At 33.4% G+C, this 16,836-nt stretch carries 16 protein-coding genes and 2 pseudogenes; 13 read left to right on the forward strand and 5 right to left on the reverse strand.

All coding sequences use genetic code 11. The features are described 5' to 3' along the window. Position 1: 1 nt before the first annotated feature. Genes QI155_RS03630 through QI155_RS03650 form a run of 5 tightly spaced genes read right to left on the reverse strand, consistent with a single transcriptional unit; the run spans position 2 to position 6,093 of the window. Complete coding sequence (locus tag QI155_RS03630; protein ID WP_254045443.1) at positions 2-1,603, reverse strand: ATP-binding protein; 1,602 nt, start codon at positions 1,601-1,603, stop codon at positions 2-4. Then, positions 1,569-3,185: a phosphate/phosphite/phosphonate ABC transporter substrate-binding protein gene (gene phnD, locus QI155_RS03635; protein ID WP_281321120.1), complete on the reverse strand. Its 1,617-nt coding sequence runs from the start codon at positions 3,183-3,185 to the stop codon at positions 1,569-1,571. The genes QI155_RS03630 and phnD overlap by 35 nt, the downstream gene beginning before the upstream one ends. A gap of 13 nt (positions 3,186-3,198) precedes the next feature. Then, on the reverse strand, positions 3,199-3,828 hold the full coding sequence (locus QI155_RS03640) for an MBL fold metallo-hydrolase (protein WP_068861657.1): 630 nt from the start codon (positions 3,826-3,828) through the stop codon (positions 3,199-3,201). Beyond that, entirely contained in the window at positions 3,828-5,381 is a 1,554-nt protein-coding gene (murJ, locus tag QI155_RS03645) for a murein biosynthesis integral membrane protein MurJ (protein WP_281321121.1), read from the reverse strand. The genes QI155_RS03640 and murJ overlap by 1 nt, the downstream gene beginning before the upstream one ends. Before the next feature lies 1 nt (position 5,382). Beyond that, positions 5,383-6,093, reverse strand: a complete 711-nt coding sequence (locus QI155_RS03650) for a tetratricopeptide repeat protein (RefSeq protein WP_281321122.1) — start codon at positions 6,091-6,093, stop codon at positions 5,383-5,385. 107 nt (positions 6,094-6,200) lie between these two features. Here QI155_RS03650 and QI155_RS03655 point away from each other — a divergent pair, with 107 nt between their 5' ends. The 13 genes and pseudogenes from QI155_RS03655 (at position 6,201) to QI155_RS03715 (ending at position 16,784) form a co-directional block, all read left to right on the forward strand. Then, positions 6,201-7,139 (forward strand): hypothetical protein, encoded by a 939-nt coding sequence (locus QI155_RS03655; protein WP_281321123.1) that lies wholly within the window; start codon positions 6,201-6,203, stop codon positions 7,137-7,139. Positions 7,140-7,603: 464 nt separating this feature from the next. After that, positions 7,604-8,185 carry a winged helix-turn-helix transcriptional regulator gene (locus QI155_RS03660; RefSeq protein WP_068861653.1) on the forward strand — a complete coding sequence of 194 codons (582 nt, stop codon included), beginning with the start codon at positions 7,604-7,606 and terminating at the stop codon, positions 8,183-8,185. Then, positions 8,173-8,682 (forward strand): UpxY family transcription antiterminator, encoded by a 510-nt coding sequence (locus QI155_RS03665; protein ID WP_281321124.1) that lies wholly within the window; start codon positions 8,173-8,175, stop codon positions 8,680-8,682. Before QI155_RS03660 ends, QI155_RS03665 begins: the two co-directional genes overlap by 13 nt. Before the next feature lie 71 nt (positions 8,683-8,753). Then, positions 8,754-8,894: pseudogene (locus tag QI155_RS03670) on the forward strand (GDP-mannose 4,6-dehydratase); the annotation flags it as partial. 235 nt (positions 8,895-9,129) lie between these two features. Continuing rightward, positions 9,130-9,510: a hypothetical protein gene (locus QI155_RS03675; RefSeq protein ID WP_068861650.1), complete on the forward strand. Its 381-nt coding sequence runs from the start codon at positions 9,130-9,132 to the stop codon at positions 9,508-9,510. A gap of 98 nt (positions 9,511-9,608) precedes the next feature. After that, positions 9,609-9,815, forward strand: a pseudogene (locus QI155_RS03680) (helix-hairpin-helix domain-containing protein); the annotation flags it as partial. Positions 9,816-10,039: 224 nt separating this feature from the next. Next, on the forward strand, positions 10,040-11,356 hold the full coding sequence (locus tag QI155_RS03685) for a lipid II flippase MurJ (protein ID WP_068861648.1): 1,317 nt from the start codon (positions 10,040-10,042) through the stop codon (positions 11,354-11,356). Positions 11,357-11,369: 13 nt separating this feature from the next. Further along, the gene (locus tag QI155_RS03690; RefSeq protein WP_281321126.1) at positions 11,370-12,374 is read left to right on the forward strand and encodes a class I SAM-dependent methyltransferase; all 1,005 of its coding nucleotides are present in this window, start codon (positions 11,370-11,372) and stop codon (positions 12,372-12,374) included. A gap of 45 nt (positions 12,375-12,419) precedes the next feature. Next, positions 12,420-13,301 carry a glucose-1-phosphate thymidylyltransferase RfbA gene (gene rfbA, locus QI155_RS03695; RefSeq protein WP_281321127.1) on the forward strand — a complete coding sequence of 294 codons (882 nt, stop codon included), beginning with the start codon at positions 12,420-12,422 and terminating at the stop codon, positions 13,299-13,301. A 7-nt stretch (positions 13,302-13,308) separates the two neighbouring features. Then, complete coding sequence (rfbC, locus tag QI155_RS03700) at positions 13,309-13,872, forward strand: dTDP-4-dehydrorhamnose 3,5-epimerase (RefSeq protein ID WP_281321128.1); 564 nt, start codon at positions 13,309-13,311, stop codon at positions 13,870-13,872. Further along, complete coding sequence (gene rfbB, locus QI155_RS03705; RefSeq protein WP_281321129.1) at positions 13,869-14,861, forward strand: dTDP-glucose 4,6-dehydratase; 993 nt, start codon at positions 13,869-13,871, stop codon at positions 14,859-14,861. The genes rfbC and rfbB overlap by 4 nt, the downstream gene beginning before the upstream one ends. After that, positions 14,858-15,694, forward strand: a complete 837-nt coding sequence (gene rfbD, locus QI155_RS03710; RefSeq protein WP_281321130.1) for a dTDP-4-dehydrorhamnose reductase — start codon at positions 14,858-14,860, stop codon at positions 15,692-15,694. The genes rfbB and rfbD overlap by 4 nt, the downstream gene beginning before the upstream one ends. A 13-nt stretch (positions 15,695-15,707) precedes the next feature. Continuing rightward, positions 15,708-16,784 carry a glycosyltransferase family 2 protein gene (locus QI155_RS03715; RefSeq protein ID WP_348650827.1) on the forward strand — a complete coding sequence of 359 codons (1,077 nt, stop codon included), beginning with the start codon at positions 15,708-15,710 and terminating at the stop codon, positions 16,782-16,784. The last annotated feature ends 52 nt before the right edge of the window (positions 16,785-16,836 follow it).

Raw genomic sequence — 16,836 nt, forward strand, 5'->3', positions numbered from 1 at the left:
CTTAAAGTTTAAGAGGTAATTCTATTATAAACTCTGTTCCCACACCTTTTTTACTATTAACAATTATATTACCATCATGGTCTTTGATGATTCTTTCAACACAGGCAAGACCTAATCCTGAGCCAGTTGTTTTAGTAGTAAAAAAGGGTTCGAAAATTTTATTTAAAAGCTCATCGGGAATACCCGTTCCTGTATCAGATATTTTTATTAATACTTTACTGTCTTTCTTAGATGTTGTAATTGAAATTGTATCCCCCCTGTTTGTAGCATCCATTGCATTAACCAAAAGATTAAGAATTGCCTGTTTTAATTGATGATTGTCAAAATAAAATTCTGGGATTTTTTCATCAAATTCTGTTTTTAATATTTTACCGTCCTCTTTTACTTCTGTTTCGATAAGTTTGATTACTTCTGTAAGGGATTTGTTTACATTAGCCTTTTCGTATTTTAAAGGGATTGGCCTTGCATAGGAGAGAAAACTGGTTATTAATTCATTTAATCTTTCAGTTTCTTTGTCAATGATTGATAGAAATTCTTTTAAAACCTCGCCTTCAAAATTTGATTTTATGTATGCTGTTGATGCCTTGATTGCATTAAGAGGATTTTTTATTTCATGGGCAACAGTCATAGCCATTTCAGCCATTGCCGAGGATTTTTCAAGTCGCAGTTTTTCCTTTGTAGCTTTATCAAGTTCTTCAAGAGAATTTTTAAGTTTTAATATCATCTCATTAAAGGTTTCAATTAGATATCCTATTTCATCGCCACAGGAAATTTTATAAACATAACAGTCATTGCAATCAATACTATGGCATTGTTTACAATTTTCCTTTGCCTCTCTTATTAACCAACATCTTTCCTTGCCATAGGCAGGGCATTCAGTTTTATTACAAGAAAGAATGTCTTTACAAAGTACAATAGAAGGATTTTGACAAATTTCAAGTCTGTCTGCTTGAATATGGGACATTTTATTCTTAAGTCTTTGTAAAGGTTTTATGAGGGTTTTTGAAAGCATAAAGGACATAAAAACAGTAACGCCAAAGGCTAATAAGCTGAGAATAAAAATGTAGTTTTTTAGATTTTTTGTTACCTCTGTAATATGTTGATCTATTTTATTTTCAGAAATCCCAGATCTCAAAACTCCGATAAAGGTATCACCAGCCATAATTGGAATATTTAAATGCCATATCCCTTCATGGTCAACATATTGCCATTTTTTAAGAGTATTTTTATCAAATTTTATAGAATTCCCCAACTCTTTTTTACTGCTATGTCCGATGATTCTACCATTTTTATCAGCTATCATTATATATTCAATCCCGGGATTATTCATAATTAAAGTTATTTTTTCATCAATTGCCAGAGGATCAAAAAGTACAATATGGTCTATAGCATCCTTTGATAGATTTTCAAGGACTGTTGATATATTCTCATTAATCTGGTTTTTGAGGGATTTTTTTTGATAATTAAGTATCAATAAATTAACAGCCACTATAAGAATTATAAAGAGAATTAAAAATGAAAGAAAAATTTTTCTTCCAATGCTTATTCTTTTTATTTTAATTAAAAATTTATTTGTTACTGAGCTTTTTAAGTGTTGCAACATCCTTATCAGTAACCTCTTTGAATCCTTTAATCTTTGCTTTTTTTAGTATATCAGGCTCTAAATTTGTGATTATTTCTTTAACTTTCGCTGTTAGTTCCTGATTTCTGTTTCTAACCACTGAAAAGGGCCAGTTTGGAAGATATTCTCCGTAATCAAGAATCTTTATTTTTGATATATCTACTTCATCTGACCACACACTTAACGCCGCCTCTCTTATAAACCCTGCATCTGCTTCACCTTTGTAAACACCTATAATGACCTTTTCCTGCCTTTTTGCATCTATGAGTTTAAAATCCCGTGTTAAATTAAAACCTTTTTTTTCAAGATAAATTTTTTGGGATAAAAAACCACCTGCAGAAGTGGGTGAGACAATCATTATTTTTTTACCTTTAAGGTCTTCTATTTTATTTATATTGCTATCCTTTCTTGTTATAATAATTCCCCTAAATCGTTCATCTCCGCATATACCTTCTTCTTGGGTGCAATCCTCACCAATTGTTATAGCAAGGGCTTTTACTGGATATCTTTTTGATACAATTGAAAAAACATAGGGATTTTGATAGGAAAAATCTACTTTTCCTTCACTTACAATTTGAATAAATTCTTCAAAATTTTTTGGAATAACAAGTTTAAACTCGTAACCAGTTTTCTCAGATAAATATCTCATTAGAGGGTCATATCTTTTATATATTGTAAGGGGGCTATAAAGAGGAAGAATAGCAACTTTTATTGTTTTTGGAGTGTACTCAATATAATCTTTTCCTTTTATATTTCTTATGAGCACCCTTATGTAATCAAAGTCTCTGTCTTCCGCATAGGAGAATTTTTCAATGTCTAAGGATTTCAGAACTTCCTTGTCTAATTGAGCAAGCAGATAAGATTTTATTTTTTCAATTTCGTCTCTTTCAATATTATTTAAATGAGCAATTAAAAATCTTGGAGTTGGTTCAGAATATCTTATTATTTTAAGTCCATCCTTCAAATATTTATTAGCTGTTAATTCACTTACTGCTCCAATATCATAATCGCCGATAAGTACCGAAAGAGCAATCCTTTGCTCCTTTTGTAACATATCAACAGATTTAAAATCTTTCAGGGATATATCAACATCCTTTAACATGGAAAGGGGAATTAGATAACTGAATGATGATTTTTCATCTCCCAATGCGAGTTTTTTGCCGAGAGAATCAAAAATTTTATCTATATTTTTACCTTCCTTTGTTATAAAAACACTTCTTGTTTCAGCTATTCCACCCTCTGGCTTAACTAATGGTAAAATATTATTTTTCATAGACCATTTAAGTTCACAGTATGTAGCAGGGTCAACAATAAGAAGATTTAATATGTTATCTTTGATTTTCTTTTCTAAATCATTAAAATCCCTTGCAATTTCAATTGATACTGGTTTTTTTAGGCTTTTTTCTATATATTTTTGGAGAGGATAAAATTTTTCATATATAACTTGAGGCGAGTCTTCCGAGAGGATACCAATAATAACTGGTTTTCCTGAAAGTTTCTCTGATTCAGTTTTTATATTTTCTTCCTTTGTTTTGCTACAAGAAATAGAAAAAATAAGTATCAAAAAAATTAATACTTTAAAAAATTTCATGGTAGTAGGGATTTGTTTTTCTTTCTATGCCAATTTTAGTTTTTGGACCATGTCCAGGTAAAACTATAGTTTCATGAGGTAAAGATGCAATTTTTTGTAAGGAATTAAGTAATGCCTGCATACTACCTCCTATCAAGTCTGTTCTTCCAACTGAACCAGCAAAGAGGGTATCACCAGTAAATATATATCCATCAGTGTAAATTGAAATACTTCCTGGAGAATGACCAGGAGTATGGATAAATTTTAAATTAATATCTCCAATTGTTAATAATTCTTCGTCTTTAATGAGTTTATCTGGTTCGGGCTGGGGGTCAATCTCTATTCCAAAAAATTGGACTGCTACATGAGGTGAATTTCTATATATTTCAAGGTCTTTTTCATGGAGTATTATTTTTGCACCGGTCTCTTCTTTGATTTCCTTTACTGCACCAATGTGGTCAAAATGTCCGTGAGTGCATATAATGTATTTTACAGACAAACCTTCTTCTTTAACAAAATCTAAAATTAAATCTGGTTCATCCCCTGGGTCTATTACAATTGCCTCTTTTGTATCTTTATCGTAAAGGATATAGCAGTTTACAAACAATGGACCAACTTCGAATTTTTTTAAATTCATTATGACCTCCTTATCTTTCTTAAAATATAACTTAGTTCTTCATGTTTCATCAAATAGCAGAAGATAAAATAGAGAATTACAGCAACAGCAATTGCAAATCCAAGCCACAGAAATTTTAAAAGCATTTTTTCACTGTGTACCCAGAGTTCTGGATTAATCTGGCAAATCAATTTAGCAATTCCAATACTAAAAATAGATGCCGCTGTACTTTTGATAAAGGAAGGTAAAATAGAGGGAAATGAAATTTCTGGGATTTTTCTTTTTATAAAAATTCCAAGCATAAAAAATTGTGTAGTTGCAGCCATAGAGTAAGCAAGGGCTAATCCATTATGCTTAAGGGAATTCATCAAAAGAAGAGATACTCCTATATTTATCAACATACCAGTTGTTGCACATATAACAGGAGTTTTTGTATCCTGAATAGAATAAAAGGTTGCTGTAATTGTTCTTGAACCAACAGTTCCAATGATTCCAAGACTATAAAACAATAAAGCACTTGCAGTATTTAATGTTGCATTGAGATCAAAGGCACCTCTTTGAAATAATGTATTTACAATTGGCTCTTTTAGCATAATGAGTCCTAATGTTGATGGGATTGTCAGGAAAAATAAAAATTTCAAGGCAAAAGTGAAATCTTTATTAAGTAAATCCCTTTTACCTTCTGCTACGTGTCCAGAAAATGTTGGCAGCACAGCCATTCCAACAGCTACTCCAAATATACCAATCGGAAGCTGTATAAGCCTCATTGAATAATAGAGATAAGTAACACTTCCCTCTGGAAGAAAGCTTGCTATTATGGTACTTACAAAAATATTTATTTGATTTACTGCCATTGATAAAGTTGTAGGAATAATAAGAATGGCAATCTTTTTTAAAGCTGGATGATACTGAGCTATGCCAAACTTAAATCCCTTTTTATAAAAAGATGGAATCTGAATGACCCATTGAAGAATTCCTCCTAAGGTAACACCGACTGCAACAGAAATTATGGGATTAAAAAAAAAGGAACTGAATCCTATAACAAGTATGATTATAGCTATATTGAGAAAACAAGGAGCAAGAGCTGGAATAAAAAATACATTATTAGTGTTAAGTACTCCCATTGTAAGGGCAGCAAGACTTATAAAAAGTAAAAAGGGAAACATTATTTTTGTGAGTAATACAGTAAGTTCAAACTTTTCTGGATTGCTTATGAACCCTGGAGCAATAAAACTTACAACTACTGGACTAAATATGATTCCTAAGAGAGTTATTATTCCTACTACGAGAATTATGAAAGTAAATAGACTTTTTATAATTTTTTTCGTTTCTTCTACTCCATTTTTTACTTGAGATTCCTTTAAAACAGGAATAACTGCAGAGGACATTGATCCTTCAGCAAAAAGCTCCCTCAGTAGATTTGGAATGCGGAAGGCTACGAAGAAAACATCACTTAAGCCAGTAGCCCCAAAATACTTAGCAAGAATCATGTCTTTAATATATCCAAGAATTCTACTAAAAGAAGTTGCTAAAGAAATAGCTCCTGCTGCTTTTACTATTTTACCCTTTGCCATTTTAGTATTTTAGAATTTCAAGAAGGTCAAGAATGTCTTCCTTTGGCATGTTACTTTGCTCAGTTTTAATTGATTCTTTTAAATCCGTTGAAAATTTATTCAAATCACCCTTATAGTTTGCATCAAGCCTGATGGCACTTTTTAGAATTTTTGAAGCTTCAGAATATTGACCTAATTTTTGATAGGTTAATGCAATATAAAAATGAGCTTGTATAAGGAGAACATTTCTTTTAATTGCTTTGTCAAGGGAATTTTTTGCTTCTTCATATTTACCAAGTCTGTAATATGATAATCCCTGACCAAAGTAAGCTTTGTCTTGGGTAATAAAAAGGGGATTACTTAAAGCTTTGCTAAAAGCATTGATTGCCTCTTCATGCATATTTAGTTTTTGATAACAAAGTCCTAGATTAAACCATGCATCAGCATAATTTGAATCAATTGAAAGGGTTCTTAAAAATAAATCCCTTGCCCTTTCATATTCCTGAAACTCCATATGAACAAGGGCTAATCCATGAAGGGCATCTTTATTATTAGGGTCAATCTGTAAAGCCTTGTGAAATTCTGCATAGGCAAGCTGATAATTTCTTTCGATGTAATAGGCAAAGCCGATTTCCTTATGAAAATCAGATTCGTTTGATTGGATAATTCTTTGCTCAGAAACACAGGCAGATAGTAATAATAGAAAGAGGATTATGAGAAATTTTTTAAACATAATTTATAGTATAGCATTTTTTATTTTAGTGGACAATTTATTTGTATCTTATACTTTCTCCCTAAAATTTATTGAAAATAAGGCTTTATTTTTGATATGATTATTTCATGAAAAGCTATATTGAAGCAATAGATAATCTTCCTGAGGAGCTTAGATGGCCTCTTGTTAAAGCCTTTGAAATATTCAGAGAAGAAATAGCAGATACTGTAAAAAAGGCTGATTTTGATGAGCTTAAAAAGGTCGTAACAGAACTTATTGAAGCCCAAAAAAGAACTGAGCAGACACTTTTAGAGCTTGCGGAGGCGCAGAAGAGGTCAGAGGAACGACTAACAAGGCTTGAGATAACAGTTCAGGAACTTGCGGAGGCGCAGAAAAAGGCAGAAGAGAGGCTAACAAGGCTTGAGATAACAGTTCAGGAACTTGCGGAGGCGCAGAAAAAGGCAGAAGAGAGGTTAACAAGGCTTGAGGTAACAGTTCAGGAACTTATTGAAGCACAGAAAAAGACAGAGCAGAGGGTTAATGAGCTTGCGGAGGCGCAGAAGAGGTCAGAGGAACGACTAACAAGGCTTGAGGTAACAGTTCAGGAACTTATTGAAGCACAGAAAAAGACAGAGCAGGCAATACAGAGACTTACACAGGAACAGGTTAAAATAAAAGAAGAACTTGGTGGACTTAGTCATACTGTTGGATATCGTCTTGAAGATGAGGCAATGAAGTCACTTCCAAAGCTACTTAAACAGGATTTTGGAGTAGAAGTAGTAGGCAGACTTAAAAGAGACTTTATAGAGATTAGCAAAAACAACTATATAGAAGTAAATATCTTTGGTGAAGGTAGAAAAAATGGAAAAGAATATGTAATTGTAGGAGAAGCAAAGAGCCAGCTTAAGAAGAGAGGCATCGATGATTTTCTTAAAAAAGTGGAGAAACTAAAAAGACACATAGGCAAAGAGCCTATACTTCTTTATGTAACCTACATATCCCATCCGCAGATAAGAAAGTATGCAGAAGAGAAAAATATAAAGATATATCACTCTTATGAATTATAAATCTGAATTTACCGATAGAAATTTATATTCTGGATGATCCTTTAATTATAAAGGCATTAACCAGAAGAATCTCATCCGCCTCCCTGTCATTCTGAACGAAGCGATAGCGTAGTGAAGAATCCCCTCCGAATGCTGTCATTCTGAGAGCTTTAGCCCGAAGAATCTTATTCTTTTTTATGAGACCCTTCGGCTTTGCCTCAGGGTGACAATAAAAGAGTCATTCTGAACGAAGCGATAGCGTAGTGAAGAATCCCCTCCGAATGTTGTTATTCTGAGGGCTTTAGCCCGAAGAATCTTATTCTTTTTTATGAGACCTTTCGGCTTCGCCTCAGGACAACGCCTCTTGACATTGAACCCATCGAAATAACAGGATTAGCAAAAGACAATTTTTCTTTAATCAACAATTTAAGGATGGCGATGAAAGCACTTGACATTCAACAGTCTTTAATGTTATTGTTCTAAACATGAACAAAACAAATCCATCTGATGAAATATCAATGCGAATTCTTGAACACATCCATGAAAACCCTACAATTACCCAGAGAGACCTTGCATCAAAGCTTGGTATAGCCCTTGGGCTTACAAACTCATACATAAAAAGACTTTATAAAAAGGGATGCATAAAGATTAAAAATCTTGATGGCAAAAGAATAAAGTATATTCTTACACCAAAGGGATTCATAGAAAAAGCCCGTCTTACCTGTAATTACATGGCAAGGTCTTTTAATTATTTCAGAGAGATTAAACAAAAAATTGACCAGACATATAACACAATGATGGAATCAGGAATAAACAAAATTATTTTATGGGGCAATAGCGAGCTGGCAGAACTCTGTATAATTTCATCGAAGGGACTTCCAATTACAATTGTAGGAATAGTCAGTCTGAACGAAGAAAATAATAAAAATTTTAACTACAGATTATATACAAAAGATGAAATAAAAAAGATAGATTTTGATGCGGTGCTTGTAACAACCTTTGATGAGAAAGAGATTGCTCAGTTAAAAAATATAGATGCAAAGATATACTATTTATGGCAGAATTAACTTTAAACTGGTATTGTATATATGTAAAATCACGGCATGAGTTTAAGGTTTTTGAAAGGCTTTCAAATCTTGGGATAGAAGCATTTTTACCTGCCGTTGAAAGGCTTAGAAGATGGAAGGACAGAAAAAAGCTTGTTAAATTCCCTCTTTTTCCGGGATATCTTTTTGTTAAAATTGCAAAAAGCTATGATTTGATATTAAGTGTGCTTAAAACACCCGGAGTTGTTTGTTTTATAAAAAATACCAATGGAGAACCTGAGGTTGTGCCTGAAGAACAGATAATTCCATTAAAAATGGCAATAGAAAACAAAAAAGAAATAGACCCCTATCCCTATCTAAAAGAAGGTCAGATAGTACGAATAAAAAGAGGGGCTCTTGAGGGAGTAACAGGGATACTTAAGAGCAAAGAAAAAAAGCATTATCTTATTATTAAGATAGATATACTTCAGAGGGCAGTGAGCGTTAAAATAGAAGCCTCTGAAGTAGAACTGGCTTAATTTTTATCCTGTTCGGTTACATTTGCTTTTATGCTTATGTAACTGAGGAGGCGGAGCATTGGGAAAAGTTATTGGAACGGAGAAAAAAATATAAAAAAACTTTAATCACAGGGATTACAGGACAAGATGGCTCATACTTAGCAGAATTTCTGCTTTCAAAAGGCTATGAAGTTCATGGCATAATTCGAAATGTTCAGTGCTTCTCTTCCAAATCAGAATGAAGAATAAATTGATGAGGATGATATTGTAAGATGTGAGTATTTTTATGGTGGAGAATCTTAAGGCTTTTATTACCAATCTTTTTAAATTAAACTCAAAGCCAGAATCAATAAGGATAGAGTTTTACCAGAGGCTAAGAGTCCAGACTGAATTAGATAAAAAATGTTCCAGAATCTTCAGCAATGTGATAGAATTTATTACAACGCTACGGAAAAAAGGAGGGTTTTTATGGATGAGCAACTTTTAGCAAAATTAATTAAAGAGACGATTGGAGAGGAACTTAAAGCCATAAGGCAGGAGATGGTAACAAAGGAAGACCTCAAGGCTTTTGCAACAAAAGAAGATTTCCTTGAATTTGAAAGCCGTTTAAGCTCAACGATTGAGAAAATTAGAGAAGGTGTAAGACTCTACATTTTTGAATTAGAGCAGGAAGTGAGAGATATAAAGAGCAAATTAAGGTTTTATGACTTTGATTATATAGCAAGGCAAAATGATACAATGATAAAGATTTTAAAAGATCTCTATGAAGAAAAGACTATAATATCAGGCAGACTTAAAGAGCACGAAAGTAGAATCGAAGCCCTTGAAGTCATGCGTGAAGGAAAGTGAAAGAGGAAAAAATAAATAGGAGGTCAGTCATGAAAAAGGCATTGGTATTATCTCTGGCGGTGTTATTATTGAGCGTGCCTTTTGTTGTTTATGGAGGTGAAAAGATAGACATAAATACTGCTACTGCAAAAGAGCTCATGAAGTTGCCAGGTATTGGGGCAGTGCTTGCAGAGAGGATTGTTGAATACAGGGAGGTAAACGGTAAATTCAAAAATATAGAAGAGATAAAGAAGGTAAAAGGCATAGGCAATGCAAAATTTGAAAAAATAAAAGACATGATTACTGTTGGTGAAGTGAATAAATAGCAGGTTTTTTATGTCACAGTCCAGTTGGATTAATACAAGACAATATAGTTTCATCACTTAGGCAAAAAGGAATAAATCCTTTCAGGATTTATTTTTTAAGGAAGACTTATAAGTGGTATGTTTCTTATTGACTTGGAATGTCAATAAGCAAGTCTCACCTCAAAAGGCATCTCAGAATGAAGAATAAATTGATGAGGATGATATTGTAAGATGTGAGTATTTTTATGGTGGAGAATCTTAAGGCTTTTATTACCAATCTTTTTAAATTAAACTCAAAGCCAGAGGCAATAAGATATGCCCTCATAAGGTCTTCTTTTTTAAACATTCTTGCAAGGTTTGCAGGTTATCTAAAACATTTGGCTATTGCCTTTCTTCTTGGCTTTAACTATCAAACCGATGCGGTCTTCATGGCTTTATCTTTGATTGGAATTTTTCTTATATTTGCCGATGTGTTTGATTCCATTGGAGTGCCGAATTTGGTTGAAGCACGGCTTAAAAATGATGATGAGTTTAAAAAATTATCTGCCCTTTTACTTACCTTTACGTTAATCCTTGCTACTTCAATCTTAGTTCTTTCAATTTTATTCTATCCTCTCGCGAAACATATTCCCATAGGCTTTAGCAAGGAAGCCAAAGATTATTTAGGATTTTCCTATTTTCTTCTCCTTCCTTATTTATATTTTAGTTTTATCTTTCATCACTTTGGGGCACTTTTAAGAAGTCTTCGGAGGTTTACAGAATATTTTATAGGAGAGCTAATTTTTTCTGTTTCAAGCTTTGTCTTTATAGCCTTAGGTCTTTATTTTTTTCACGATTTTAAAGTAATCCCTATTTCTCTTTCAATATCTCAAGTTTTAGCAACTATTTTTTTGCTTTTTAGAGCTAAAGAATTTATTCATCTTAAATTATACCAAGATGAGAAGGTGAACTTAATATTAAAGCATTTTTTCTATCTATCTGCTCTTTATGGAGTTTTCCATCTTTATATTCTCGTTGACAGAGCCTTTGCCTCTTTGGTGGGGGAGAAGGGAGTTTCTGCATTAACATACGGTTTATTAGTTGCTTCCATACCAAGGGGAATAATCAAACTTGAACACATGGCTATTACAGCCCTCTCCGAAGTAAAGGCATCAATGGAAAAAATAAAACTTTACATAAAGACTTCATTTTTAATCAGCTTTCCTTTTATGATAGTTTTTTTCTTTTTTGGAAAGTCTATTGTATTAATTTTTTTGGGATACGGGAAGTTTACCATGACAGATGTTAATTTTACTGCGGAAGCAGTACAATATTATGTCCTAAGTCTTGCTTTTATGTTTATTTGGCCTATTCTTTACCGTGCATTTCAGGTTTTAAACTGGCTAAAGCCCATATTTTTTATAGCTCTCATTGGAGTTCTTGCAAATGGAGTTTTAAATTATTTTTTTGTAGTAATTTATAAGCTTGGAATAAAAGGGATTTGTTTAGGTACTTTTTTTGCTTACTTTTTTCTTTGTATGTTAAGTTATTTGATGTTATATATAAACAATAAAAAACTTTAACGAGGTAATAAAAATGGGAGAAAAAACAAAGTGTCCAATTTGTGAGACAGAAGTAGAAAAAGAAGCATTTAAAGATATTTATATTTCCCCTTACAACAACCAAGAATACAAGCGCTACGAATGTCCAAACTGCAACCTTCACTGGTGGGAGCCCTTAAAGATTATCCCAGAGTTTTACGAAAGCGAAGTGTTTGAGTGTTACACCGTCTTTCACGAAGTTGCAGGAGTAAGCCTTAACGACAACCATAAAGCCTTTTTTAAATACTTTCCAAAGGAAGTAAAAGGAATGCTTTTGGATGTGGGATGTGGAGATGGAAGGTTCATCAGGCATGCCAAAGAGCATGGTTTTGAGGTTTGGGGTATAGACTTTGATAAGAAGTCTGTAGAAAACGTAAGGAAAAGCTTAGGCATAGACACAGTTTTTGCCATGAGCCTTGAAGATTTTTACGAGTATGCCAAAAAGAACAATCTAAAGTTTGACGTAATAACCTTTTTTGAGGTGCTTGAGCATCAGGACAAGCCAAGAGAGTTTTTACAGATGGTCAAAGGGCTACTAAAAGATGGTGGCTACATCGCTGGAAGCGTACCGAATAGGGAGAGACTTTTTACAGAAATTGATTGGCGATATTTTTATGGAGACTACCCCCCTCATCATTTCTTACGTTTTTCCAAATCTTCTCTTGAGAAGGCTTTAACTCTTTGCAGTTTCAGAGATGTAGAAGTCCATAGACTTGATTTTCCTTTTAAAGAGCTTTTTCCCTATCTTGAAAAGAAGGTCTTTGGCAACTTAGATGGCATAAAAAGAAAACTTAAAGCCAAAGCCCTTGGCGATAAGAGAAAAGCCTTAGCTTATGCGGTTGAAGACCTCCCTTCTGCGGGAGCCAACAAAGGGGTTGCCCTCTTTCTTCTTATACTAAAGTACCTACGAAACCTTCTACTTTTACCCTTTGCTTTGATGTATGTAGGAAAACGGAAAGGAAATAGTTTATATATGTATTTTCAAGCAAAGTTAAAGTAAAGGGAAACAGAGTTATATAATGACGATAATAGGCTAATATGCAACATGAAAGGAATATTATTAGCTGGTGGTTCTGGGACAAGACTTTATCCGATAACATTAGCTGTCAACAAACATTTACTTCCCATTTACAACAAACTCATGATTTATTATTCGTTATCATTACTGATGCTTGCAGGTATAAGAGACATAGCTTTAGTAGTAAATCCTCATGAAAAGGATATGTTTAAGTATCTTTTTAAAAATGCTGAAGCTCTTCAATTAAATTTAAATTATGTTGAACAAGATAAGCCCCTTGGACTATCTCATGCTATAATGAAAGCTTGTGAATGCCCTGGGTTTAAGGACAGTCCTTTAATGGTGGTACTGGGAGATAATATACTGTATGGGCACACTTTGCCAATTACATTAGAGAAGGCAAAGGAGCATTTGATGAAAAAAGGCGGAGCCTATGTTTTTGCTTATCATGTGCCAGACCCTCATAGATACGGTACCGTTGAATTTGACCAAGATGGTAGAGTTCTAAGTATAGAGGAAAAACCAGAGCATCCAAAATCAAACTACGCTATAATCGGTGTTTACATGTTTGATGCCACCGTTTCAGAAAAAGTGAAAAAAGTTAAACTTTCCCATCGAGGAGAATATGAAATAACCTCCCTTCTTGAAGAGTATCTAAAAGAAGGTACTTTAAAAGTGAGTCTTTTGGGAAGAGGTTTTGCATGGTTTGATGCTGGAACTCACGATAGTCTACTGGAAGCAGGCGAGTTTGTAGCAACCATCGAAAGAAGAACCGGGCTTATGATAGCATGTATTGAAGAAATTGCCTTCAGAAATGGTTGGATTGATAAAGATACCCTCCTTAAAATAGCCAAATCATTAAGTAAAACTGGCTACGGCAAGTATTTAAAGAAGTTAGCAGAGGAGTAGAATAGTTATGCCTTTTGACTTTTTTAAACTTGAAATTCCTGATGTTTTATTAATTAAGCCAAAGGTTTTTGAAGATGAAAGAGGATTTTTTTTAGAAATTTATAAAGCTTCTGAATTTGCAAAAGCTGGGATAGATTTACCTTTTTATCAAGTTAATCACTCTAAGTCCAAAAAAGGAGTTCTTAGAGGTCTTCATTTTCAACTTGAACCAAAGGCTCAAGGAAAGCTTGTATGGTGTATAAAAGGCAAAATATGGGATGTTGCCGTAGATTTAAGGAAAGGCTCGCCTTGGTTTAGTAAATGGGTTGCTGTAGAACTATCAGAAAAGAATAAACACCTCCTATGGATTCCGCCAGGTTTTGCTCATGGTTTTGTTGCTCTTGAAGATTGTGAGATAATATACTTAACTACCAACGAATATGCGCCTGAGTTAGATAGAGGAATAATTTGGAATGATCCAACTTTAAATATTTCTTGGCCTGTAAGGGAACCTCTTCTTTCTCACAAAGATTCTACTTTACCGAGATTAGAAGATGCTGAGATGAATTTTTACTATAGGAGTGGAAAATGAAGTTGCTTGTCACAGGAGGAGCAGGTTTTATTGGAAGTGAATTTGTTAGGCAGGCAGTGAAAAAAGGGTATGATGTCGCAGTAGTAGATATTCTTACCTATGCAGGCGACTTGGAAAGATTAAGAGAAGTGATAGATAAAATAACTTTCTATAAAGTAGATATTAGAAATTATTCCGAACTTCAACAAGTGTTTGAGCGGGAAAAGCCCGAATGTGTGATCCATTTTGCAGCTGAAAGCCATGTAGATAGGAGCCTTCTTCAACCCAAAGCTTTTATTCAGACAAACATTGAAGGTACATTAAATTTGCTTGAGTTATCTAAAAACTTTAAGATAAAAAGATTTATTAATATATCAACTGATGAGGTATATGGAGAGCTCGGAGATACTGGAAAATTTACAGAGGAATCACCGCTTAAGCCAAATTCACCTTACTCGGTTAGTAAGGCTGCACAAGATATGCTTGGTAGAGCCTATTTTAGAAGTTATGGGCTACCTGTAATTACAGTTCGTCCGTCTAACAACTACGGACCTTGGCAGTATCCAGAAAAATTAATTCCTTTAGTTATAGCAAAGGCTTTAAAAGATGAGCCCATACCAATATACGGCACTGGGCAAAATGTAAGAGAATGGTTTTATGTATCCGATTGCGTAGAGGCAATTTTAGTTATCTTAGAAAAGGGTAAACCGGGTGAAGTTTATAATATCTCGAGTGAGACAGAAAAAAGAAATATAGAAGTGGTAAAAGCTATACTTAAGCTTCTTGGAAAGCCTGAATGTTTAATTGAGTTCGTAGTAGATAGGCCAGGCCATGATTATAGGTATGCCTTGGATTCAAGCAAGATAAAAAGGGCTCTTGGTTGGAGTACAAAAGTTGATTTTGAAACAGGACTCTCCCTTACAGTGGAATGGTATTTCAATCACATGGATTGGCTTGAAAAGAAGGTTGAAGAACTTAGAGATTTTTGGCTGAAAGTTTATAAAAAATGAAGTTGATAATTACTGGAGCGCAAGGACAGCTTGGGAGAGAATTTATTGCTTATATTAAAGAGAAAGGTTTTGATTTTATTGCTTTTTCTAAGAAAGAGCTTGATGTTTCTAATTTTGTAGTGGTTTATCAAACAATTAAGGCAGTAAAACCAGATATAATTATAAATTGTTCAGCCTACAATCATGTGGATTTAGCAGAAAAAGAGACTTATCTTGCCTATAAAATTAACACTATAGGAGTTTACAATTTAGCTAACTGTGCATCAGAAATTAAGGCAAGGCTTGTCCATTATTCTACAGATTATGTTTTTGACGGAACGAAACAGGGATTTTATACAGAAGAAGATGACCCTAATCCCTTAAATGAGTATGCAAAAAGTAAACTCTACGGTGAAACCCTTTTACAAGATTTCTTGGACAATTATCTAATTTTTCGTACAAGTTGGGTTTATGGCGCAGGGGCGCAAAATTTTCTTTATAAGTTAGAACAATGGGCAAAAGATCATGAAATCATAAAAATAGTGGTGGACGAATTTTCAGTTCCAACCTCTACAAGAACGATTGTAGAAGTTACTCTCAAAGCTTTAGATATGGGATTAACTGGTTTATATCATCTAACAAATTCTGGATATGCTTCCCGTTATGAATGGGCAAAAGAGTATTTAACATTAAAGGGTATAAAAAAACTTATCTACCCTGCACTTCAAGCCGATTTTAACCTTCCCGCTAAAAGACCTAAATGGTCTGTAATGAGCAATGAAAAATTGAGCAAAATCTTAGGAACCGATATCCCAGATTGGAAACACGAGTTAAAGAAGTTTTGTGAAAATTAAATTATCGTTAGAAATGAAGTACCCTAAGGTTTATATAGTTATACTTAACTATAATAATTGGACAGATACTATTGAATGCTTAGAAAGCGTTTTGAGAAATGACTATCCAAATTATCAAGTGATTGTGGTAGATAATAAATCCCCGAATAATTCTATGGAATATCTGAAGGCATGGGCTGAAGGAAAGCTTGATGTTTGGGTTAATCCCGCAATTACACTTAGAGGTTTAACTTTTCCACCACTTCCAAAACCTATTCCATATGTTTTTTACTTTAAAGAAGAAGCTGAAAAAGGAGGGAACCTTGAATTAGAGAATAGACTTGTGAACTCTATACCACCAGAGATAACTTCTAAGTACCCTATAGTGTTTATACAAAGTAGACACAACTTAGGATTTGCTGGAGGAAATAATATAGCAATAAAGTATGTATTGTCCAAAGGTGATTTTGATAGTATTATACTTTTAAACAATGACACAGTAGTAAGAAAAAATTCCATATCAGAACTAATGAACATAAAGAAAAAATATGGAGATAAAGCTATATATAGTGGAAGGATTTTTTACTACCATGACCCACAGAAAATTTGGTACGATGGAGGTCATTTTAACGAATGGATTGGTAGAACTAAACATTTAAACATGGGTAAATATTTGCATGAAATAAAAAATGAACCCAAAGTAGAGGAAGTAATTTTTATAACCTTTTGCTTTGTTCTAATTCCAAAATTCATACTTCAAAAAGTTGGTTTGCTTGATGAATCTTATTTTATGTATGTGGAAGATTTAGACTATTCATATAGAGTTTGGAAATCTGGATATAAATTGTATCACGTAAAATCATCTGAAATTTGGCATAAAGTTGGAGCAAGCTCTGGAGAAGAAGAGATAAGTGAATTTTCAGCATACTGGATGATGAGAAATAGGGTGAAGTTTATAATATCGAAATTAGCTTTGTCAAAGAAATTAATAAGTCTATTACTACTAACTGCATCTAGACCTATTAAATTTGTTCAATATTACATTCGCGGTAATAAGTTTATAATAAGTGCTCAAATTAAGGGTTTTATAGATGGAATTGGAAAAAATTAAATAACGAGTTGCACAAGTTAAAAGAAAAATAGGAAAATATAAAGAATAAAAT

The organism is Thermodesulfovibrio sp. 1176 (assembly GCF_029946585.1).
In the GTDB taxonomy this organism is placed as follows: Bacteria; Nitrospirota; Thermodesulfovibrionia; order Thermodesulfovibrionales; family Thermodesulfovibrionaceae; genus Thermodesulfovibrio.